The sequence below is a fragment of the Rhodococcus sp. NBC_00294 genome (assembly GCF_036163995.1).
Classification (GTDB): domain Bacteria; phylum Actinomycetota; class Actinomycetes; order Mycobacteriales; family Mycobacteriaceae; genus Rhodococcoides.
On record NZ_CP108043.1, the window covers coordinates 2,095,375 to 2,117,160 of the forward strand.

At 68.8% G+C, this 21,786-nt stretch carries 22 protein-coding genes and 1 riboswitch; of the genes, 9 read left to right on the top strand and 13 right to left on the bottom strand.

The genetic code is table 11. The features are described from left to right. Window positions 1–37: 37 nt before the first annotated feature. The 8 genes from OHB23_RS09750 to OHB23_RS09785 form a co-directional block, all read right to left on the bottom strand. Window positions 38–1,183 (bottom strand): alkaline phosphatase family protein, encoded by a 1,146-nt coding sequence (locus OHB23_RS09750; protein ID WP_307091894.1) that lies wholly within the window; start codon window positions 1,181–1,183, stop codon window positions 38–40. A 31-nt stretch (window positions 1,184–1,214) separates the two neighbouring features. Continuing rightward, window positions 1,215–2,588: a T3SS (YopN, CesT) and YbjN peptide-binding chaperone 1 gene (locus OHB23_RS09755; RefSeq protein WP_328811478.1), complete on the bottom strand. Its 1,374-nt coding sequence runs from the start codon at window positions 2,586–2,588 to the stop codon at window positions 1,215–1,217. A gap of 47 nt (window positions 2,589–2,635) precedes the next feature. Then, window positions 2,636–2,929, bottom strand: a complete 294-nt coding sequence (locus OHB23_RS09760; RefSeq protein WP_027504953.1) for a GNAT family N-acetyltransferase — start codon at window positions 2,927–2,929, stop codon at window positions 2,636–2,638. 9 nt (window positions 2,930–2,938) lie between these two features. Beyond that, the gene (locus OHB23_RS09765; protein ID WP_328811479.1) at window positions 2,939–3,685 is read right to left on the bottom strand and encodes an ABC transporter ATP-binding protein; all 747 of its coding nucleotides are present in this window, start codon (window positions 3,683–3,685) and stop codon (window positions 2,939–2,941) included. Beyond that, a complete protein-coding gene (locus OHB23_RS09770; protein ID WP_328811480.1) occupies window positions 3,682–4,476 on the bottom strand; it encodes an ABC transporter permease in 795 nt (264 codons plus the stop codon). Before OHB23_RS09770 ends, OHB23_RS09765 begins: the two co-directional genes overlap by 4 nt. Further along, the gene (locus OHB23_RS09775; protein ID WP_222639158.1) at window positions 4,454–5,488 is read right to left on the bottom strand and encodes an ABC transporter substrate-binding protein; all 1,035 of its coding nucleotides are present in this window, start codon (window positions 5,486–5,488) and stop codon (window positions 4,454–4,456) included. Before OHB23_RS09775 ends, OHB23_RS09770 begins: the two co-directional genes overlap by 23 nt. Further along, window positions 5,485–6,237 carry a TenA family protein gene (locus OHB23_RS09780; RefSeq protein ID WP_328811481.1) on the bottom strand — a complete coding sequence of 251 codons (753 nt, stop codon included), beginning with the start codon at window positions 6,235–6,237 and terminating at the stop codon, window positions 5,485–5,487. Before OHB23_RS09780 ends, OHB23_RS09775 begins: the two co-directional genes overlap by 4 nt. Beyond that, a riboswitch (TPP riboswitch) is annotated at window positions 6,231–6,326 on the bottom strand. Its footprint overlaps the gene before it by 7 nt. 29 nt (window positions 6,327–6,355) lie before the next feature. Beyond that, entirely contained in the window at window positions 6,356–7,753 is a 1,398-nt protein-coding gene (locus tag OHB23_RS09785; protein ID WP_328811482.1) for a sugar porter family MFS transporter, read from the bottom strand. A gap of 148 nt (window positions 7,754–7,901) precedes the next feature. Here OHB23_RS09785 and OHB23_RS09790 point away from each other — a divergent pair, with 148 nt between their 5' ends. Together OHB23_RS09790 and OHB23_RS09795 are read left to right on the top strand one after the other, a co-directional pair. Continuing rightward, entirely contained in the window at window positions 7,902–8,291 is a 390-nt protein-coding gene (locus OHB23_RS09790; RefSeq protein ID WP_222632754.1) for an SRPBCC family protein, read from the top strand. Window positions 8,292–8,337: 46 nt separating this feature from the next. Next, a complete protein-coding gene (locus OHB23_RS09795) occupies window positions 8,338–9,882 on the top strand; it encodes a carboxylesterase/lipase family protein (RefSeq protein WP_027504960.1) in 1,545 nt (514 codons plus the stop codon). A 6-nt stretch (window positions 9,883–9,888) separates the two neighbouring features. Here OHB23_RS09795 and OHB23_RS09800 read toward each other — a convergent pair whose 3' ends face one another. Next, entirely contained in the window at window positions 9,889–10,188 is a 300-nt protein-coding gene (locus OHB23_RS09800; protein WP_027504961.1) for a DUF1540 domain-containing protein, read from the bottom strand. Window positions 10,189–10,355: 167 nt separating this feature from the next. Here OHB23_RS09800 and OHB23_RS09805 point away from each other — a divergent pair, with 167 nt between their 5' ends. From OHB23_RS09805 to OHB23_RS09825, 5 genes are all read left to right on the top strand, one after another. Then, entirely contained in the window at window positions 10,356–11,333 is a 978-nt protein-coding gene (locus OHB23_RS09805; protein WP_328811483.1) for an LppP/LprE family lipoprotein, read from the top strand. Window positions 11,334–11,406: 73 nt separating this feature from the next. Further along, window positions 11,407–12,243, top strand: coding sequence for a nitrilase-related carbon-nitrogen hydrolase (locus OHB23_RS09810; RefSeq protein ID WP_056448423.1), 837 nt, complete (start codon window positions 11,407–11,409; stop codon window positions 12,241–12,243). Beyond that, the gene (gene hydA, locus OHB23_RS09815) at window positions 12,240–13,658 is read left to right on the top strand and encodes a dihydropyrimidinase (RefSeq protein WP_328811484.1); all 1,419 of its coding nucleotides are present in this window, start codon (window positions 12,240–12,242) and stop codon (window positions 13,656–13,658) included. Before OHB23_RS09810 ends, hydA begins: the two co-directional genes overlap by 4 nt. A 3-nt stretch (window positions 13,659–13,661) precedes the next feature. Next, window positions 13,662–14,705 carry a TIGR03842 family LLM class F420-dependent oxidoreductase gene (locus OHB23_RS09820; RefSeq protein ID WP_027504964.1) on the top strand — a complete coding sequence of 348 codons (1,044 nt, stop codon included), beginning with the start codon at window positions 13,662–13,664 and terminating at the stop codon, window positions 14,703–14,705. Between the two features lie 12 nt (window positions 14,706–14,717). Further along, a complete protein-coding gene (locus OHB23_RS09825) occupies window positions 14,718–16,028 on the top strand; it encodes an aspartate aminotransferase family protein (protein WP_222645907.1) in 1,311 nt (436 codons plus the stop codon). Here OHB23_RS09825 and OHB23_RS09830 read toward each other — a convergent pair. Continuing rightward, a complete protein-coding gene (locus OHB23_RS09830; RefSeq protein ID WP_328811485.1) occupies window positions 16,025–17,398 on the bottom strand; it encodes an FAD-binding oxidoreductase in 1,374 nt (457 codons plus the stop codon). The two genes, OHB23_RS09825 and OHB23_RS09830, sit on opposite strands and share 4 nt — an antisense overlap. A 271-nt stretch (window positions 17,399–17,669) precedes the next feature. Between OHB23_RS09830 and OHB23_RS09835 the strand changes: the two genes are divergently transcribed. Further along, on the top strand, window positions 17,670–18,050 hold the full coding sequence (locus tag OHB23_RS09835) for a hypothetical protein (protein ID WP_231476246.1): 381 nt from the start codon (window positions 17,670–17,672) through the stop codon (window positions 18,048–18,050). 3 nt (window positions 18,051–18,053) lie between these two features. Here OHB23_RS09835 and OHB23_RS09840 read toward each other — a convergent pair whose 3' ends face one another. Further along, window positions 18,054–18,689 carry a Type 1 glutamine amidotransferase-like domain-containing protein gene (locus OHB23_RS09840; RefSeq protein ID WP_328811486.1) on the bottom strand — a complete coding sequence of 212 codons (636 nt, stop codon included), beginning with the start codon at window positions 18,687–18,689 and terminating at the stop codon, window positions 18,054–18,056. 60 nt (window positions 18,690–18,749) lie between these two features. Here OHB23_RS09840 and dhaL point away from each other — a divergent pair, with 60 nt between their 5' ends. After that, window positions 18,750–20,405, top strand: a complete 1,656-nt coding sequence (dhaL, locus tag OHB23_RS09845; RefSeq protein WP_328811487.1) for a dihydroxyacetone kinase subunit DhaL — start codon at window positions 18,750–18,752, stop codon at window positions 20,403–20,405. A 16-nt stretch (window positions 20,406–20,421) separates the two neighbouring features. Here the strand turns inward: dhaL and OHB23_RS09850 are convergent, their stop codons facing one another. Next, window positions 20,422–20,841: an HIT family protein gene (locus OHB23_RS09850; protein WP_027504969.1), complete on the bottom strand. Its 420-nt coding sequence runs from the start codon at window positions 20,839–20,841 to the stop codon at window positions 20,422–20,424. Continuing rightward, the gene (locus OHB23_RS09855; protein ID WP_328811488.1) at window positions 20,838–21,632 is read right to left on the bottom strand and encodes an SIR2 family NAD-dependent protein deacylase; all 795 of its coding nucleotides are present in this window, start codon (window positions 21,630–21,632) and stop codon (window positions 20,838–20,840) included. The genes OHB23_RS09850 and OHB23_RS09855 overlap by 4 nt, the downstream gene beginning before the upstream one ends. Window positions 21,633–21,786 lie beyond the last annotated feature (154 nt).

A 21,786-nucleotide genomic window follows, 5' to 3' on the forward strand; every position in this document is an offset into this window, starting at 1 on the left:
CCCGCGAAGCGTTGGAATCAGGGCGATTCTTGGCGTGTCAGCCCCGTGCCACGAGGAGAGGAACGGTCATCTCGACGTCGGTCAGGGAGCCGTGATGGCCGGGCAGCGCCGACTGGTTCGGTTCGGCCCCGCGGCGGATCAGGGCGCCGTCGCCGAGAGCCAGAGCCAGGACGTCACCGATGCACGCCGCGACGTCGGGGCGCACCGACGGCCCGAACCAGCCCCGGGAGACCGCATCGTCGCGGCCCACCACCAAGTGGTCCGGACCCAGGGTCTCCCGCCAGGCATCGAGCACCGTGGCAGCGGCGCCGGCGTCGGCGAAGACGTGGCGCGCGCGGGGTTCGCCGCAGATCATTCGGACGTCGGCGGTGAGCGCGGGCGTCGCGTCGATGTCCACGCGGGTGCCGATCTGCACCATCCCGTGATCGGCGGTGACGATCAGCGCTGCGTCGGAGGGCAACTCGCCGAGGATGCCGGCGACGATGGTGTCGACCTGAGTCAGCTCGTGGCGCCACGCGTCGGAGTCCGGCCCGCGCACGTGGCCGGTGAGGTCGAGTTCGGACCAGTACGAGTAGACGAGTGACCGCCGGCCGCGCCGCAGCGCGCGCGAGGTCTCGGCGACGAGATCGCCCGCGGACACCGACGCGGAGAAGTCCCCGCCGCGCAGCACGGCGCGGGTGAGCCCGGACTCGCGCTGGTAGGACGGCGCGATGCGAGTGACGGACACCCCGTCCGCCGCGGCGCGCTCGAACACGGTGTCGCGAGGTTGGAACTGTTCCGGAACGAGCTCGGCGAGCAGATCGACGCGGGGTCCCTGACCGTGCAGACGCCAGTGCAGCGGATTCATCGGACGGTCGAAGCCGGGCACGGCGGTGAGGTAGCCGACGATGCCGTGCTCACCGGGCGTGCGTCCGGTGCCCAGTGACGCCAACGACGTCGCGGTGGTGGACGGGAACGTGGCGGTGACGACCCGCTCGGTGAGCGAGGAGAGTGTCGGCGCTGCCGAGGCGTGCGCCGCCAACTGTCGAGCTCCGAGGCCGTCGACCAGCAGTACGCAGACCCGCCGGACCCCGGACAACCCCAGCCCGACGGTGTCGGACTCACCGGGGACGCCGAGTGCGCCGAGCACCGACGGCAGAAGATCGGACAGGCTGTCGCCGCCGTAGCGCGGAGTGGTCACCACACATCGAAGGCTATCGGCAGCACCCTTCTCGTCAGTCGAAGAGGCTGTCACCGGTTCCGCCGGCGAGGTCGGTCCCGAACAGGTCGAGCTGGGAGCCGGACGACCGCGTCGGTCCGTCGACGCGGTCGGCGGCCAGACGCCGGTGCGCGGAGGTGAGGAGCGCGGAGGTGGTGCGCCAGACCCGCGCATCGAGACCGGCAGACGCGGCGACTCGCGGATCGGTGTCGTCGAGCGTGCGATCGAGGGCGGAGAGCTCGCACTCGCGCGCCACGTCCAGGAAGCGGACGACGCGCGTGCGATCGTGTCCGCACGCGTTCAGCACCTCCTCGACGTCGATGTCGGCGCCGCGCTCCCACACTGCCTCGGCGATCGCGCGCAGTGCCTCGGGAATCGCCGGACCGCCGTGCTCGTCCGTCCCGTCACCCGCGTCGTACTCGGGCGTCGGTTCACCGAACGCGTCGAGGTAGGGCCGCGCCCCGAGCCCGGCCCGGAGATGCTCGGCGGCCTCGCCGGCGAACTTCTCCATGACGGCCAGCATGTCGGCCACGTGCTGCGGGACGAACGGCACCACCGTGACGTCGATGGTGGCGACGATGCGATCCTCGTCCAGCAGCACTTTGACGTGCGGCCACCGGCGATTGACGTCGTTGACGACCGACAGTGCTCGCGCCTCGTCGGTGACGCCGGCCGCGAGCGGCGCGAGGATCTGTACGAACGGTGCCTCCGGGGTGGGGCACAGGTAGAGCCAGGCCGGCCCGAGACGGAACGGGTAGTCGCCGTCCTCGTCGGGGTGCGGCACGAACCCGAGGATGTGCAGGAGCGTCTGCTCGATGATCTCGAGACGGGCCTCGGGACCGGACGTGCGGACCGGCCGCAGCGGGTCGAACGGGACAGGGTCGGACGGCGGCGCGTCCTCGGGGTCCGTGGACGACGCGCCGAACCGGTCCTCGATCACGGGGCCGCACAGGTCACCGTCCAGCTCGAGGAACGACGGATGCGGGACACCCCACACCGAGTGCAGGACGCGGACAGCGGCGTCGGCGAGTTGGTCGGCGTAGCGCCGCGGGCGATCGACGAACCAGTTCACCGGCTCGTCATCGCGGCGAGCGGTGTGCGGGCGCGACGGCGGCGGCGCGAACCCGAACTGCTCCAGCAGTGCGCGCCCCTCGGACGTCCACCGGCGGTGCTCGGCGAGGTACTCGTCCGCCAGCACCTCGCACCGGACCGTCTCGTCGTCCCATCCGTAGAACTGCAGGCACGGCGGAACCGGATCGGAGTCGGCGTGCGGGCACGCGAGCACCAGAGAGTGTCCCGCCGGCATCCCGTCGAGGTGATCGGCGAGCAGGGTGCGGAACCGGCTCCAGGCGGCCTCGGGCGAGAGGTCGACACTGTTCAGGTCGTTCATGGGGCGACCGTAACGCGGCCCACCGACACGGTGTCGCGAGTCCCGGCTCACACGGTCAGATCGGCGTACTCCTCGTGCGTCTCGACGAAGTGGTGCACGTAGGAGCACGACGGGACGATCTTCAGCCCCGCGGCGCGTGTGTCGTCGAGTGCGTGACGCACCAGGACGGCCGCGAGTCCGCGGCCGCGGAACTCGGGAAGCGTCACGGTGTGGTCGAAGTCCCGGACCGTCGGATCGGTCTGCCGATACTCGGCGTAGCCGGCGACCTCCTCACCGACGAGGATCTCGAAACGCTGACGATCGGGATGGTGCTCCACGCGGGTGTCGTCTGTGTCTGCCATGGACCGAACCTACTCGCCCGCGCCGGGACGAGGGCCCGTGCTTCCGAGGGCGTCCAGCAGTGCGCGTTCGTAGGTCGCGAACTCCCGCGTGGTGGCGGTCTCGGCGCGTCGCGGCCGCGGCAGATCGATGCTCACGTCGGCGACCACCCGCGCGGGCCGCGGCGACAGCACGACGACCCGGTCCGACACCTGCACCGCCTCCCGGATGTCGTGGGTGATCATCAGGACCGTCCAGCGGTACCGCTGCCACACCTCCTGCAACCAGTCCTGCATGGCCGTCCTGGTCAGCGAGTCGAGAGCGCCGAACGGCTCGTCCAGCAGCAGGACGTCGCGTCCCTGCACGACGGTCCGGAGCAGTGCGGCCCGCTGCCGCATCCCGCCGGACAGCGACGAGGGGCGTGCGTCCTCGAAGCCGTCGAGGCCGAAGACCGGGAACAGGTCGCGGGCCCGGCTCCGCGCCTGCGCCTTCGGAACCCCCTGCACCTCCAGCCCGAGTGCGGTGTTCGCCAGAACCGAACGCCACGGGAACAACAGGTCCTTCTGCGGCATGTACGCGCAGCGCGGTGTCACCACGGTGCCGCTGTCCGCGGTGTCGAGACCGGCGAGGAGGGTGAACAGCGTGCTCTTGCCGCAGCCGCTCGGGCCGACGATCGACACGTACTGTCCCCCCTCGACGGCGAGGTCGATCCCGTCCAGTACCGGTGTGCCCGGGTAGGACTTGCGCACCGAGGTCAGCTCCAGAACAGGATCCGTCATCGCGTCCCTTCCTTCGCCGCGAGCGCCCACGGCGCGAGAAGCCGCTCGGCCACGAACGTGAGGAGGAAGAGTGCGATGCTGCACACCGCCGTGACCACGACCGCGGCCAGGACGAGATCGGTGCGGAACGCGTTCTTCTGCTGCGCCATGTAGATGCCCAGACCCGACGTGGCGCCGACGTACTCGGAGAAGACGGCACCGACCACTGCGTAGGTGATCCCGATGCGGAGCGCGGTGAAGAAGCGCGGCAGCGCGGACGGGAGCCGGACGTACCGGAACTGTTGTCGCCGTGACGCTCCCATGCTGCGCAGCAGTGCGTCGGACTCCTTGTCCGCGGAGGCGAATCCCTCGATCAGGCCGAGGGTCATCGGGAAGAACGTCACCAGCGCGATCACCAGGAGCTTGGGGAGGATGCCGAATCCGAACCAGATGATCATCAGGGGAGCGACGGCGATGACCGGCAGTGTCTGCGACACCACGAGCAGGGGAACGACGGCGCGGCGCAGCCACGGCGAGAAGTCCACGGCCGTGGCGATGATCCACGAGATCGTCAGGGAGACGGCGAAACCGAGCAGAGTGACCTGAACGGTGGACGATGCGTGACCAGCGATGACGGCACGGTTCGTCCAGCCCTGATCGACGACGCGGGCGGGGGAGGGGAGTACCCGCGGCGAGATGCCGCTGACGACCACGTACACCTGCCAGGCCGCCACGAGGCCCGCCGCGAGCAGCAGCGCCGGCGCGTACCGCCCCACCCAACCGCCGCGCTCAGCCCTGATCGAGGTACTCATCGGTGAAGTAGGTCGACCAGTCGGGCTCGGTGGTCAGCGGTGCGCCGTCGGGCCCGGCCAGGACACCGGCGTCGAACAGGAACTTCGAGTACCCGGACCATCGCTCCAGGGTCTGCGTCCCGACGCGGCCGTTCTCGTCGAGCATGTAGTCCTTCGCCAGCATGCGCTGACTCTCGACGACCAGGTCCTCGTCGGGAAATGCTCCCGGGTTGGCGTCGATCAGATCGCGCGCGCCCGCGTCGGGATCGTCGGCGGCCTTCTGGTAACCCTTCTGCAAGGCCTGCACGAACTGTCGCGCCTGTTCGGGGTGCTCGGCCATCCACTCGTCACCGCCGTCGACGACGATCGCGTACGAGTCGGGGAAGCCGAAGTCGGTGTAGTCGAAGTACGTCATCGGGGTTCCGGCCCGCTCGGCCTCGAGACCCTCCCACGCGAAGTAGGAGACGGTGAAGTCCGCGGTACCGGAGTAGACCGCCTCGTACGCGGACGTCCCGAGCACCACGGTCTCGAAATCGCCGGTGCCACCGTCGTTCTCGATCACCTTGCGGAGGGTGGCCTCCTCGCCCGCATCGCCGAACCCGGCGTAGGTCCGCCCGTCCAGGTCTCGGGGGCGCCGGATGTCCTGCCGGTCGGCGCGGACGCCGATGCCGGTGGCCCAGTGCTGCAGCGGCGCCATCACCGAGGTCACCTTCGCACCGGCAGCGCGGGCGTAGGTGGCGGAGCTGTGGAAGCTGATCCCGAACTCGGCGTTGCCGGAGTCGATCAGCGTGTCGGGGGACGTCGAGTTGTACGGCAGGATCTCGACGTTCAGCCCGGCGTCCGCGAAGTAGCCCTCCTGCTGGGCGACGAACAGGCCCGTGTGGTTCGTGTTGGGTGTCCAGTCGAGCGCGAAGCGGATCGTGTTCGCGTCGGAGGCATCGGACGTGGCGCAGCCCGCGAGACCCGCGGCGGCGACGAGCGACACGGTGAGCAGAGCCGCGACGCGCCCGACCCTCGTGTGCCGCGCCCTCATGCGTCCGACCCCGAAGCAGGCCAGGGCACGGTGTTCAGGGCGGTGTCCCAGAACAGCAGTTCGTAGCGCATCGCCACGACGAACGCGTCACTCATCCGCTGTCGTTCGGCCGGGCCGGCCACCTCGGCAGCCGCGTCGACGAGCTCGCGGGCGCGCGCGGCGGAGGTCTGGAAGTCCTCGGCGTCGTACGTCGTCACCCACCGGGCGTACGGGTGGTCCGGTTCAGCGTCGAGCACGGCGCGGGCCGAGGCCGCGAGTCCGCGGCCGACCTCGGCGTAGATCCAGAAACAGGGGAGCGCGGCCGCGGCGCCGACGGCGTAGGTGTCGGTCGCCGCCGTCGCCGTGAGGAACGAGACGTACCCGAGGCACGCCTGGCTGTGCTCGACCGGCTTCTCCGACGGACCGCCGAGTGCGACGTCGGCGAGAAGGCTGGTGTGCAACGACTTCTCGACCGTCGCGGCCGTCGCCGCCGACGTGGCCCAGAACGCTCCGGCCTCCGGATCGACTGCGCGCGAGGACAGGAGGGCCAAGGCCTTCGCGTATCCCTCGAGGTAGAGGCCGTCCTGCTCGATGTACGTCCGGAACGACGTGATCGGCAGGGTGCCGTCGCCGAGTCGGGTGAGGAACTCGAGATCGCCGATCCGGGCCCGCAGGCCTGCCGTGCGGTCCCAGAGGAGGTCGGTGAAGCGTGTGAGGTCGGCTGCATCCGTGGTGGAGGCAGCGTCGACCGCATGGTCGTACGGCGTCATGGCCGTGACATCCCTTCGTCAGAATTACCTGCATCAGGTTCTCGGGTGTGGTCTCAGCCTCGCGACGCGAAGCACCCCGTGTCAGAACTCGCCGACCATAGCACCGGCGGTCGTGCGGCTACTTCATGTCCTCCAGTTCCATGCCCTTCGTCTCGGGGATCTTGGACTTCACGAAGAAGAACGACAGGGCCGCGAAGAGTGCGAAGCCGCCGTAGACGATGGAGAGTCCGACCATCTCGGTGAGCGACGGGAACAGCAGCGAGATGACGAAGTTGGCCACCCAGTTCGCGGCCGTACCGATGCCGAGAGCCATGGCGCGCATACGGTTCGGGAACATCTCGCCGAGCAGGACCCACATGATCGGTCCCCACGTCGACGCGAAGAAGATCACGAACAGGTTCGCTCCGATCAGCGCCACGACGCCCCAGGGATCGGGCAGGGAGACCTCGTCGCCGGTGCCGATCTGCTGGGAGAACGCGATCGCCGCCATGAGGAGACCGACGAACATACCGATGGAGCCGGCCATGAGCAGGTTGCGCCGACCCACCCGGTCGACGAAGAGAATGGCCACGAACGTCATGGCCACGTTGATCACTGAGGTGATGACCGACGTGGTGAAGGACTGACTCTCGGTGAAGCCCACCGACTTCCACAGTGTGGTGGAGTAGTAGAAGATCGCGTTGATACCGACGAACTGCTGCAGGACGGCCATGATGATGCCGACCCACACCAGCGGCTGCAGACCGAAGCGCGGACCGCGGATGTCGGCGAACGACGAGCGCTGCTCCTTGCGCAGAGTCAGGCGGATCTCGTGGATGCGCTCGTTGGGGTGCTTCTCGCCGGTGATGTTCGCGAGAATCTGCGCGGCCTCCTCGTCGAGGTGCTTGCCCACGAGGTAACGCGGCGACTCGGGGATGAGCAACGCGAGGACGCCGTAGACGACGGCCGGGATCACGCCGACGATGAACATCCATCGCCAGGCCTCGAGGCCGAGCCACAGGTCGTTGGACGCACCGTCCGCACGATCCGCCAGCACGGCGTCCGAGAGCAGTGCGGCGAAGATGCCGATGGTGATGGCCAGCTGCTGCAGCGACGCGAGGCTGCCGCGCATCCGGGCCGGCGAGATCTCCGCGATGTACGCGGGGGCGATCACCGACGCGATGCCGATGCCGAGACCGCCGAGCACACGCCACAGCATCAGGTCGGGAACGCTGAAGGCCAGACCCGAGCCGACCGACGAGATGATGAAGAGTGCGGACCCGAGCATCATCACCTTCTTGCGTCCCCACCGGTCGGCCAGTCCGCCGGCGAACCAGGCGCCCGCCGCGCACCCGAGCAGGGCGATCGCGACGGTGAAGCCGGTGAGGAACTCGCCGAGGGCGAATCTGCCCTGGATGGAGTCGACGGCGCCGTTGATGACGGAACTGTCGAAACCGAAGAGGAAGCCGCCGACGGCGGCCGCAATGGTCACGCCGATGACTTTGGCCGTGTGATTGGCCGATGCCTGTGTGGTCATCCTTGTCCACCTACATGTCGGCCACCGGCCGCGCCGGTCGATGGCGGAGGAGTTTCGCTTGGTTCGGACCCTACGCCCGGCGCGACCGCTGTGGAGCGGCGACCTGACGGCAGTTTGAGCAGCGCCGGAACGGTGAATCCCGCCGGTCATGAAGAAGACTCTGCGACGCACCGGCGACGCCTCCGCCGACGTCGCGTGGGAGCGGTACATGGACCTGTCGCTCTGGTCGACGTGGGCACCGCAGATCATGGGGGTCGACGCGTCCACCGACCGTCTCGCCGCCGGCACGACCGGCACGGTGCGCGGGCCCCTCGGCGTGCGGGTGTCCTTCGAGGTCCACTCCGTGGACGAGGCCGCACGGGTGTGGTCGTGGCGCGCGTGGATCGGCGCTCCGAGTGCCGGGCTCACCCTGGAACACGGTGTCGACAGCGCGGGGTCGGGCTCGTCGACGTGGTTGGTCGTGGACGGTCTGGCACCGCTCGTCCTCGGCTACTCTCCAGCGGCCCTGTTCGCGCTCGGTCGACTGGTGACAGCGTGACGACCATCGGGGTCCGATCCCCGCACTCCCTGTAACGTCGGTCCTCGTGGGGGCAACCGAGAGCAGCCATGTCGTCTCGTCGCGCGACGGTGAGATCCGCGGTTACGGGCACGGCGACGTGGTCAGTTGGAAGGGCATCCCGTTCGCGGCGCCACCCGTGGCGGAGCACCGATTCCGCGCACCACGCCCACCGGAGCCGTGGGACGGGGTCCGCGACGGCAGGACCTTCGGTGCGATGGCACCGCAGGGCCGCGACGGCCCGATTCCCATGGACTCGTCCATCCCGATGGACGAGGACTGCCTGACTCTCAACGTCTGGGCCCCGACACCGGACGGCATCTCCCGTCCGGTGATGGTGTGGATCCACGGCGGCGCCTACGTCCTTGGATCATCTGCGCAACGGATCTACAACGGGCGCAACCTGTCCCGCCTCGGTGAGGTGGTGGTCGTGACCGTCAACTACCGGGTGGGCGCGCTGGGGTGGTTGGACCTGTCCTCGTTCGACACCGACGGCAGCGTCTTCGAGACCAATCTCGGGCTCCGCGACCAGATCGCGGCGCTCACGTGGGTGCGCGACTGCATCGCCGCGTTCGGCGGCGACCCGACCAACGTCACCGTCTTCGGTGAGTCGTCCGGTGGCGCGTCGGTGACCACTCTCATGACGTCACCGCACGCGGAAGGTCTGTTCCACAAGGCGATCGCCCAGAGTTCCCCGGCCACCTCGGTGTACGGCCCGGAACGCGCGCGCACCGTCGCGCAGCGATTCCTCGAACTCGTCGATCTGCCCGCGGAGCGTGCCGAGGAGCTGCGGACGATGCCGGTGGAGAGGTTGGTCGACGCAGCCGAGAAGCTGGTCTACGAGGTTCCCGAGAAGGTGCCCGGCACATTGGGATTCGCACCCGTCGTCGACGGTGACGTGGTGCCCCGGTATCCGGTGGCCGCGTTCCAGAAGGGCTTCTCGCACGACGTCCCGCTCATCATCGGGTCGAATCACGACGAGGCATCGGTGTTCCGCCTGATGAAGTCGCCGTTGATGCCCGTCACCTCGGACACGGTGAGCACGATGTTCGAGGCGATCGCCGTCGATCATCCCGATCTCTCACCGGCCCGTATCGCCGACATCCTCTCCGCGTACCCGGACCTGCCGAAGAGTGCTGGCGCGCTGGCCCTCTCGCGCGACGCAGGGTTCCGGATGCCGAGCCTGTGGATCGCGGAGGCCCACTGCCGACGAGCGCCGACGTTCGTCTACCGCTTCGATCACGCGACACCCGTGCTGCGCGCGGCGCGTATCGGCGCCGGTCACGCCACCGAGTTGCCGTACGTCTTCGGCAATTTCGGGACCTTCGACCGGGACCCCACCTTCTGGCTGGGTGGGCGCAAGGCAGCGCAGCAGGTCTCCCGGCGAATGCAACGACGCTGGGTGGCGTTCGCGTGGCACGGGGTTCCTGCTGCGCTGGACGGGTCGAAGCACTGGGCGCCCTACGACGAGCGCCGTCGCACTCTCGTCATCGACGGGCGTGATGCTCTGGTCGAGGATCCGGACCGTGAGCTGCGCGAGATCTGGGGCGAGAAGGTGCTCGGCTTCAGCTGAGGTCCGTCAGGCCTTGCTGTAGGTGAGGCAGTTCGCGGTGTCCGACGACTCGCCGGCGCCGATGCGGACCGCTGCCGCGCTGCACTCGAGGTTGTCGTTGAACGAGCAGTCGACGCGCTGGCACGCACCGACCTGGGTGGAGACGGTGTCGAGACCGCCCTTGGTGCTCAAGGGAATGAACGTGCCGCAATCGGCCGTTCCGTTCGAGCCTCCGACATTGATGGCGAAGGCGTGGCATCCGTCGTGGTTGTACGAACAGGCGCTGACACTGCACTCACTGACGCGGGGCATTTCAAGGGAAGTCATGACGATGACGGTAATACGCGAAAAGCGTCTCCACCAGCAAGGTCAGGCTGACCTAGATATGGTCACCCTTTCTACAACAATGATGTTTCCTATTCTTTCGGGTCACGGATCGATGACGAATTCGTCGACGACGTAACGATCGGTTTGTTCACTCGGATGGACAGATCATGAGACGAACACTTCTCGCGACCCTGGCCGTCACCGTGCTGTTCGCGAGCGGGTGCTCCGACTCCGGCCAGGGCTCCGCGGCGCCACCTCCTCCGACCACCACCACCACGACCTCGACAGCGGTGGGTCCGGCACCGGGTACGGAACCCGCGTCGTCGGCCGCGCCGGAACCGTCGACCGCGTGTGTGGAGGACTCCGTCGTGGCGGCGGGCATCGAATCGCTGCCCCAGTTCTTCGGTAACGGGTGGCGGCTCGTTCGCCAGGGCGATCCCTGCGCGACGCTCTCGTGGGCGCTCGCCGCGCTCGACGGGGGTACGGGGTCGAGTCCGTGGACGGTGCTGTTCTTCCACGACGACACCTACCTCGGCACCGCCACCGCGTTGCCGTACTCGTTCACCGACGTCGCCTCGCAGACCGACGACACGGTCACGGTGTCGTACGGGTGGCTCCGGGAGGGTGAGTCCACCTCGCAGCAGTCCGGCGGACCCGGGTTCGTCCGCTACACCTGGAACGGATCGTCCGTGGTGATGCTGGACGACCTGCCGCAGGAGGTGGTGGACGGCAACAGGCAGACTCCTGCCGATCCGTGCCTGGACGACTCGGTGGTCGCCTCCGCGATCGACTCTCTGCCCACCTTCTCCGACAGCGCCTGGAGCCTGTACAGCCAGGGCGATCCGTGCGCCACGCTGGCCTGGGCGATGGCAGTTCCCGACGGTGCCACCGGTTCGAGTCCCACGACGGTCCTGCTCTTCCATGACGGCGCATACCTCGGAACGGCGACCGCCCGTCCGTACGCGTTCACGGATCTCGACCCGTATGCGCAGACCGACGACACCGTGACGATCTCGTACCGGTGGCTCGTCGGCGACGAGGCCACCGCGGAAGCCTCCGGCGGTCCGGCACTCGTTCGCTACCGGTGGAACGGCTCGTCGGTGGACATGCTCGATCCGCTGCCTCCCGAAGTGGCGAACGGCTGATTTCCACCGGTGGACGACCCGGCCGATCGGGTGCAGGATCACCGGTACGGGGCCGACGCGGAGGTGTCATGTCATGACTGTCGTTCGAGCAGCACTGGTTCAGACCACCTGGACCGGCGACAAGGAATCGATGATCCAGGCCCACGAGGAGTACGCCCGCCAGGCAGCCGAGCAGGGCGCGCAGGTGATCTGTTTTCAGGAACTGTTCTACGGCCCCTATTTCTGCCAGGTGCAGGACGCGTCCTTCTACGACTACGCCGAATCGGTTCCCGGACCCACCGTCGAGCGTTTCCAGTCTCTCGCGAAGGAACTCGGCATGGTGATGGTGCTGCCGGTCTACGAGAAGGAACAGCCAGGCATTCTGTACAACACCGCTGCCGTGGTGGACGCGGACGGCACGTACCTGGGCAAGTACCGCAAGCACCACATTCCGCACCTGAACGGCTTCTGGGAGAAGTTCTACTTCCGCCCCGGCAACCTGGGCTGGCCCGTGTTCGACACCGCCGTCGGCAAGGTGGGGGTCTACATCTGTTACGACCGCCATTTCCCGGAGGGCTGGCGCGCACTCGGACTGGCCGGTGCGGAGATCGTGTTCAATCCGTCCGCCACCTCGCGAGGCCTGTCGAACTACCTGTGGAAGCTCGAGCAACCGGCGTCGGCCGTGGCCAACGAGTACTACATCGGCGCGATCAACCGAGTGGGAGTCGAGGAGTTGGGCGACAACGACTTCTACGGTACGAGCTACTTCGTCGATCCCGAGGGGAAGTTCGTCGGCGACGTCGCCTCGGACAGCGCGGCCGAAGTGATCGTCCGCGATCTGGACCTGTCGCTCATCGCGACCGTCCGCGATCGGTGGGCTTTCTACCGCGATCGCAGACCCGACGCCTACGGTCCCCTGGTGACACCGTGACGACCACGTTCGTCCACGGGGGCATCGTCGTCTCGCCGACGGGGTCGCAGCCCCTGGACGTCCTGATCGACGGTGAGACGATCGTCGCAGTGCTGCAACCGGGTTCGACGCTGCTGGGCGCCGACCTCGCGTCGTCGAGCGACGTCGTCGTCGACGCGACCGGGAAGTACGTGATCCCCGGAGGGGTCGACGGCCACACCCACATGGAGATGCCGTTCGGCGGCACCTTCGCCTCCGACTCGTTCGAGACGGGGACGCGCGCTGCCGCGTGGGGCGGAACCACCACCATCGTCGACTTCGCCATCCAGAACCCCGGGATGCGTGTGCAGGACACCCTCGCCACGTGGCACGACAAGGCCGCCGGTTCGTGCGCCGTCGACTACGGCTTCCATCAGATCATCGGAGACGTCGACAGCGACTCGTTGAAGGCCATGAGCGAGTTGGTCTCCGAAGGTGTTACCAGCTTCAAGTTGTTCATGGCCTATCCCGGCGTCTTCTACTCGGACGACGGGAAAATCCTGCGGGCGATGCAGACTGCCGCCGAGACCGGCGCGCTGCTGATGATGCACGCGGAGAACGGCATCGCCATCGACGTCCTGGTCGAGCAGTCGATCGCACGCGGTGACACGGCGCCGTACTTCCACGGCACGTCCCGGCCGTGGCAGCTCGAGGAGGAAGCGACGCATCGCGCGATCATGCTGGCCGACGTGACAGGAGCGCCGCTGTACGTGGTCCACGTGTCGGCGAAACAGGCGCTCGAGCAGATCGCGACGGCACGAGGCAAGGGGCAGAACGTCTTCGCAGAGACGTGTCCGCAGTATCTGTACCTCTCGCTCGAGGAGCAACTCGGTGCGCCGTGCTTCGAGGGTGCGAAGTGGGTGTGCTCGACCCCGCTCCGGTCCCGTGCCGAGGGGCACCAGGACGAGCTGTGGCGGTACCTCCGCACGGGCGACGTCTCGACGGTCGGCACCGATCACTGTCCCTTCTGCATGAAGGACCAGAAGGAGATGGGAATCGGCGACTTCTCCAAGATCCCCAACGGAATCGGGTCGGTCGAACATCGGATGGACCTGATGTATCAGGGTGTGGTGTCGGGGAAGATCACGCTCGAGAAGTGGGTCGAGGTGTGCTGCACGACGCCGGCACGCATGTTCGGGATGTACCCGCGCAAGGGCATCGTGTCGCCCGGTGCCGACGCGGATCTGGTGGTCTACGACCCGAACGGCCGCACCACCATCGGAGTCGAGACACACCACATGAGAATGGACTACTCGGCCTACGAGGGCATGACCGTGGACGGCCACGTCGACACGGTGATCTCCCGCGGAACCGTCGTCGTCGACCGCGGCGAGTACCTGGGCCGCGCCGGGCACGGCCGTTTCGTGCGCCGCGACCTGTCCCAGAATCTGGTGTGAGGGATGGACTTCGGAGTGGTGCTGCAGTGCACCCCACCCAGTTCGCGGGTGGTCGAACTCGCTCGCATCGCCGAGACGCACGGCTTCTCCCATGTGTGGACCTTCGATTCACACCTGCTGTGGCAGGAGCCCTACGTCATCCACAGTCAGATCCTCGCGAGCACCCGCACGGTGGTCGTCGGACCGATGGTGACCAACCCGTCGACGCGGGACGTCACGGTGACGGCATCGACGTTCGCCACACTCAACGAGATGTACGGCAACCGCACCGTGTGCGGGATCGGCCGCGGCGACTCCGCGGTGCGCACTCTGGGTGGGAAGCCCACCACGATCGCGCGGCTCGCCGAGTCGGTGGAGATCATCCGCGAACTCGGCAACGGGCGGTCCGCCCGCATCGGCGAGACCACCGTGCGGCTGCCGTGGGCGTCGCGGTCCGAGCTCGAGGTGTGGATCGCCGGATACGGCCCGCGGGCACTGGAACTCACCGGGCAGGTCGCCGACGGGTTCATCCTGCAACTCGCTGATCCCGACATCGTCGAGTGGACCGTGGCCACCGTCCGCGACGCCGCCGAGAAGGCGGGGCGCGACCCCGATGCCGTGACCATCTGCGTCGCCGCCCCCGCCTATGTCACCGACGGTTCCGCGGCCGCCGCCGCGCATGCCCGTGATCAGTGCCGGTGGTTCGGCGGCATGGTGGGAAACCACGTGGCGGACATCGTGTCCCGCTACGGAGCGACCTCCGGTGTCCCGGCCGCTCTCACGGACTACATCGCCGGCCGCCAGGGGTACGACTACAACCAACACGGCAGAGCCGGCAACACGCACGCCGACTTCGTGCCCGACGAGATCGTCGACCGGTTCTGCATCCTGGGCTCGCCCGAGCAGCACGTGGAGCGACTCCGGCAGCTCGAGTCGCTCGGTGTGGACCAGTTCGCGGTCTACCTCCAACACGATGCGAAGACCGCGACGCTGGATGCCTACGGCGAGTCGGTTCTTCCTGCCATGATGACGTCAGAGGTGGCGACGGAATCCGGAATCGCCCGATAACGGAGGTGGTACATGACCGACCATGTCTTCTATTCCTGGTCCGCCCAGGCGGAGCTGAACCCGGTCACCATCACCGGGGCGTCCGGGTCCTACTTCTGGGACGACCAGGGCAGGAAGTACCTCGACTTCTCCTCGCAACTGGTCAACGTCAACATCGGGCACCAGCACCCCGACATCGTGGCGGCGATCGTCGAGCAGGCCGGTGTGCTCACCACCATCTCCCCGACGGTCGCGAACGACAAGCGCAGCGAACTCGCTCGACTGATCGCCGAGCGCGCTCCCGGTGACCTGAACCGGGTCTTCTTCACCACGGGCGGGGCCGAGGCCGTCGAGCACGCCGTGCGGTTCGCTCGCCAGCACACCGGGCGGACCAAGATGCTGGCCGCGTACCGGTCGTACCACGGCGGCACCGGTGTGGCCATCGGTCTGACGGGAGAGCCGCGCCGGTGGGGAACCGAGCCGACCAACGTCGACGTCGTCCGGTTCTTCGGGCCGTATCCCTATCGGTCACCGTGGAATTCGACCGGCCCCGAGGAGGAGACGGCCGCGGCGCTGGCCCACCTCGAGATGGTCATCACGCTGGAGGGACCGCAGAACATCGCGGGGCTCATTCTCGAGTCGGTGGTCGGCACCAACGGCGTGCTGGTCCCGCCGCCGGGGTATCTGGCCGGTGTCCGCGAACTCTGCACTCGCTACGGCATCGTGTACATCGCCGACGAGGTGATGGTGGGCTTCGGCCGGACCGGGCACTGGTTCGCGTGCCAGGCGTGGGGCGTCGAGCCCGATCTGATCACGTTCGCGAAGGGTGTGAACTCCGGCTACGTCCCGCTCGGCGGAGTGGTGATCTCCGAAGAGATCGCGCAGCGGTACGACCACACGCCGTATCCGGGAGGTCTGACCTACTCGGGACACGTGCTCGGCTGCGCCGCCGGTATCGCGTCGATCCGGGTGTTCGAGCGCGACGACATCCTGGGCCACGTCCGCGCCGTGGGGGAAGGCGTCCTCGGGCCGGGGCTCACCAAGCTGGGTGAGGCGCATCCGAGCGTGGGTGACGTGCGGGGCATGGGGTTCTTCTGGGCCGTCGAACTGGTGACGGACAAGGGCACCCGCGAGCCGCTGACACCGTTCAACGCCACCGGCGCCGCCGCAGCTCCCATGGCGGCCGTCACGAAGGCGGCCAAGGAGCGCGGGCTGTGGCCGTTCGTGGCGGGCAATCGGCTGCAGATCGCGCCGCCGCTCGTCACGACGGAGGAGGACATCCGTCGCGGACTCGAGATCCTCGACGAGGTGCTCGAGGTCGCCGACGGGTACACCCGGAACTAAAGCACGGCACCGGGATTCAGAATGCCCGCGGGATCGAGGGCGTGCTTGATGCGCCGGGTCAGCTCCATGACGTCCTCGCCCACCTGATCCGGCAACCACGCCTTCTTGAGCCGGCCGACACCGTGTTCCCCGGTGATGGTGCCGCCCAACGAGATCGCGAGCGTCATGATCTCGCCGAATGCCTGGTGCGCACGCTCCTCCATGTCCGCGTCCTCGGGGTCGAACACGATCAGCGGGTGCGTGTTCCCGTCGCCCGCATGGGCGATGACGGCGACGACGACGCCGCGGGCATCGGCGATCTTCGCGATTCCCTGCACCAGGTCCGCGAGTGCGGGCAGCGGAACTCCGACGTCCTCGAGCAGGAGGGATCCGGTGCGTTCGACGGCGGGGATGGCGAAGCGCCGGGCTGCGGCGAACGCATCGCCCTCGTCGGGATCGTCGGTCACGAACACCTCGTCGGCGCCGGCGGCCGTGCACGCCGCGGCCATGGTCTCGGTCTCCTCGGTGCGGTGCGCGCCGGGTGAGTCGGAGCGGGCGATGAGCATCGCTGCCGCGGTGCGGTCGAGGCCCATCTTCATGGCGTCCTCCACGGCGTTGATCGACGTGGAGTCCATGAACTCGAGCATGGCGGGCCGCAGCGAGCGGGTGATCGCCAGAATGGCGTCGGTCGCGTCGGACAGGCGGGTGAAGGTGGCCACGACCGTGCTCGCGGGTGGTTGAGCCGGGATCAGTCGCAGCGTCACTTCGGTGATGATGCCGAGGACGCCCTCGCTACCGACGAAGAGTTTGGTCAGCGACAGTCCGGCCGAGTCCTTCAGACGCGGGCCGCCCAGGTTCACGACGGTGCCGTCGGCGAGGACCACCTCGAGACCGAGGATGTAGTCCGTGGTCACCCCGTACTTGACGCAGCACAGGCCGCCGGCGTTGGTGGCGGCGTTGCCGCCGATCGAACACATCTCGAACGACGACGGATCCGGTGGGTACCACAGGCCGTGTTCGGCCGCAGCGGCCTTGACCTCGACGTTGAGCAGACCGGGTTGGACCACGGCCGTCCGCGTCACCGGGTCGACGGTGACGGCGCGCATCGCCTCGGTCGTCAGCACGATGCCGCCGTCGACGGCGGTCGCACCACCGGACAGACCGGATCCCGCGCCGCGCGGCACCACCGGGACGGAATGCTCGGTGGCCCAGAGCATGACGGCGCGGACGTCGGCCGTGCTGGTGGCGCGCACGACGGCGAGGGGAGTGCCGGCGTTCGGATCGCGGGCCCAGTCCTGGCGATAGCCGGCGGTGATGTCCGGATCGGTCACCACGATGGCGGCTCCGACCGCGTCTGTCAGGGACGTCACGAGATCGTCGATGATGCTCACCTTCCTCGACCGGCGGGTCCTACGTCTCGACGCTACCCCCAGCCCTGCCCGTGACCTCGCCGGAATGACGAGACACGGTGCGGGACAGTGGGAGACCGCGTCGAACGGTGGCCGGGTCGACGTCCGGCCGATGTTCACATCAGTCACACGAGCAACTCTGTTACCAGATCGTGCCCCGATGGGTGCCGACAAGAGCACGTCGGAGGATTAGCGTCCGGATGACGGAGATCGGCACGTGGGCCGAGACCGAGGGGGCGAGAAGGAGGCACTCATGGCACCGTCACACGACATCACACGGTCGGCATCTGCACCATCGACGACAGCGTCGCGCAGACCGACGAAGAACACCCCGTTCGAGTGCGCGGCGGCGCTGTTCTCCTACGACTTCGTCTCCGGCGGCGTCGACTACGACACCCTCGAGTCGCTCCATCGTGGCGAGGTGACCGAGTGGACGTCGGCGCTACGACGCTCGGGACTGTTCACCGACGCCGAGATGGACGCCCTCGCCGCCCAGTGGTCCGAACGTCCGGGCCTGCTGCTCGATGCGTTGCTCCGTGACGCCGACGAGATGACCGTGCGGCGTTGCCGGCTCGCGTGGTCGGCGATGGACCGGCTCGCGCCGTTCCAGATGCCCATCGCGCACAGCGGCTGACAGTCAGATCACCGCGGCAACGCCGCCGTCGACGACGTAGACCTGGTCGTCGGTGAGCGTGCGGTACGGCGTTCCCGCCGCGTCGCACGCCGCGGCCATCGCGGCCGACGCGCCGTCGGGATCCAGAGTGTCCGACGCCCAGTGCGGCACGAGCACGTCGTCGATGATCCCCAGGCCGGTCCACAGCACGTCCTCGCCCGTGGTCGGCTCCACCTCGCCGGGCGGGTCGGCGTACTCCACGCCCCGCAGCGTCGGACCCAGGACGCAGGCTCCGGCGCTGTACCCGCCGTACACGACGGCATCCTCCGCGAGCAGTCGAGCGATCGCCTCGTCTGCACCGGACGAGGCCATCCTGCGCCGGAGCACGAAGGTGTTCCCACCGCGGACCCACACGGCGGGGAAGGCAGCCAGGACGTCGTGCGCCGTGCTCGGCATCAACTCGCGCAGGTCGACCTCGACAGGGAGGAAACCCGCCGAGCGCAGGAGGGTGAACTCACTGGTGACCGCGGACGCGCGCGCGGCGTCGGGCCAGGAGTCCGCCGCGTTGGCGATGACGGCGATGCGGCCGGGTGGTCCGGTCAGTTCGAGGAACCGGTCACGGGCGTGCCCGAATCGGTAGGACGCGAGGAACAGGCGCATGGCGGGAGCGTAGGTCAGTACGCACGCGTCGGGTGTGCAGACGTGGTTAGTGTCGGGTGCATGTCGCTGCACAAGATGATCGATGATCCGGCCCGCGTCATCGTCGACGCCTGCCGCGCCGCCGCCCGGCGCAGCGCGGACCTCCGCTTTGTCGAACGGCCCGGATACTTCACGCGCCGCAGCCGCACGACGCACGGGCGCGTGGCCGTGATGTCGGGCGGTGGTTCCGGCCACGAACCGCTCCACTCCGGCTTCGTCGGCGCCGGGATGTTGGACGCGGCGGTGCCGGGGTCTTTGTTCACGAGCCCGAACGCGCTGCAGATCGAGGCGGCGACGCGGGCCGTCGAGGCCGGCGCCGGCGTGATCCACGTGGTCAAGAACTACACCGGCGACGTCATCAACTTCCGCATCGCGGCCGATCTGTGTGCTGCCGACGGCATCACGGTCGAGACGGTGCTCGTGGCCGACGACGTCGCGTCCGAGAGCGAGGACGGGCCCGGCCGACGCGGAACCGCCGCGACGGTGGCCGTCGAGAAGATCTGCGGCGCCGCCGCTGCTCGCGGCGACGACCTCGCCTCCGTCGCCGCGCTGGGGCGGCGGGTCGCCGAGGGCGCTCGCAGCATGGCGGTGGCCTTCCGTCCGTGCACGGTTCCGGGCGCGTCGTCCCCGTCCTTCGAGCTCGGCGACGACGAGGTCGAACTCGGTGTCGGTATCCACGGCGAGCGCGGCACCGCGCGCGTCGCGACGCTCACCGCCACCGAGATCGCCGAGGCGCTGCTCGGACCCGTGGCCGATTCGCTGGGACTGTCCGGCGGCGAGGACGTCGTGCTCGTCGTCAACGGACTCGGCGCGACCCATCCGCTCGAACTCGACATCGTCTTCGGTGCCGCGCTGCGGTATCTCGAGGTACGCGGCATCACCGTCCGACGCACGCTCGTCGGGAGCCTCGTGACGGCGTTCGACATGGCGGGGGTGTCGCTGACCGCCGTCCGCTGCGACGACGAGATCCTCGGCTTGTGGGATGCCCCGACCGAGGCGCCCGCGTGGCCCCGCTCGCCGGCGCAGGACCTGCACGACGACGCCGTGGACGACACGGACGCGGCAGCGGCGTCGGAGCTTCCGGGCGGCGCGGCCGACCCGTTCGTCACCACCTGGGTCTCGTCGTTCGTCGAGCGTGTCCGGTCGTCGATCGACGAGCTCACCGACCTCGATCGCCGAGCCGGTGACGGCGACTTCGGCGTCAACATGCAGATCGGTCTGGCCGACTTCGCGGTGGACGAGAGTGCCTCGCCCGCAGCGGTGTTCGAGATCCTGGCTCGTGGATTCCTCGGCAATGCGGGCGGAACGTCCGGCGCTCTCTTCGGTGCGTTCTTCCACCGGGTCTCGGTCGCCCTCGACGGTTCCGGGGCGAGCACCGCGAGCATCGCCGCGGGAGTGGCCGACGGACTGGCCGCCATCACCGATCTCGGCGGTGCGCAGCCGGGAGACAAGACCATGGTGGACGCGCTGGACCCGGCGTCACGAGCTCTGGGGGACGCCGGATCGGTCGAGCTCTCGGATGCCCTCGCCGCGGCGGCCGAGGCTGCGACGCGCGGTGCCGAGTCCACGACGGACACCGTCGCCCAGCGTGGCCGCGCCAGCTACATCGGCGACGCGGCGCGCGGCGTCATCGACCCCGGTGCTCTCGTGGTCTCCTGGTTCTTCGCCGCCGCCTGAGCGGCTGCATCGGACGTCAGGAGGCAAGTGCGGCCCGAATTGCTCGGGCGGTCGCCTCGGGCTCGCTCTGACGCCGCGTGATCATGCCGGCGACGAAACGGATGCGATCGCCGTGGTGGCGAGGTACGACATGCAGGTGCGAGTGGAACACGGTCTGGAAGGCGGCGCGTCCGTCGTTCATGGCGAGGTTGACCCCGTCCGCCGCCAGGGTGCTGCGGCGCATCGCGCCGGCCAGGGCCTGGCCGGCGGCGAAGACCTGCCCACCCACGACCGGGTCGAGTGTCTCGAGCCCCGAGGAGTGCACCTTGGGAACCACCAGGGTGTGCCCGCGGGTGACGGGCCGGATGTCGAGGAACGCGAGCACCGAGTCGGTCTCGTGGACGATCGTCGCGGGGGCGCGGCGGGCGACGATGTCACAGAACACGCACTCGGTCATCGCTGCTGCTCCGTGACGGCGGCGACGAGTGCAGGCAGGGAGTCGGCCGCGGTCGCCCGCCAGACGTGGTGGGCCATGTCGGAGACCGCGGTCTCGTCCGGGTTGATCTCGATGACGACGGCGCCCGCGCTGCGAGCCTGAGCGGGAAGCCCCGCGAAGGGGTAGACAACGCCGGACGTTCCCACGACCAGGACGGTGTCGGCGGCCTCGACGGACGCCGCGACCGCTGCCCACTCCGCTTCCGGGAGCGGCTCGCCGAACCACACGACACCGGGGCGGACCGGACTTCCGCAGAGACCGCACGCAGGCGGCGCGATGCGTTCCGCGCCGTCCTCGACGTCGTCGACCGGTCCCTCGAAAGGCTCCTCGCAGATCGAGCACCGCACCGCGCCCAGAGTGCCGTGGACGTGGGCCAGCACGGTGGACTCGGCGCGCTCGTGCAGGTCGTCGACGTTCTGCGTGGCGATCTCGACGGTCTGCTGCGGTGCGGACCTCTGCCACTGCGCGAGGGCCACATGACCGGCGTTCGGGCTCGAGGCGGCCACGAGCTGCGCTCGTCGGCGGTACCAGGCCCACACCAGATCCGGATCGCGGACGAACGCGTCGGGGCTGGCCAGCTCCTCCGGGGAGTACCGCTCCCACAGCCCGGTCTGCGCGTCGCGGAACGTCGGCACGCCCGACTGCGCGGACATCCCGGCCCCGGTGAGCACGGCGACGCGGGACGCGGACCGGACGGCCTCCAACACGGGCTGCGGAACGTCGGATGCGGGGTCGGCACTGTCGGTGGTCATGAAGCGAGTGTGCCAAGTCGCACCGACACACTCGGTCCGTTATGACCTCCGCCTCACATTCGACCTCGACGCTCGGTATGTCTGTGTCGTGCGTTACCTTGCGGTGGGCCCACCCGGCCGACTCCAGGACCTCTCACGCGGGCGAACATGAGCC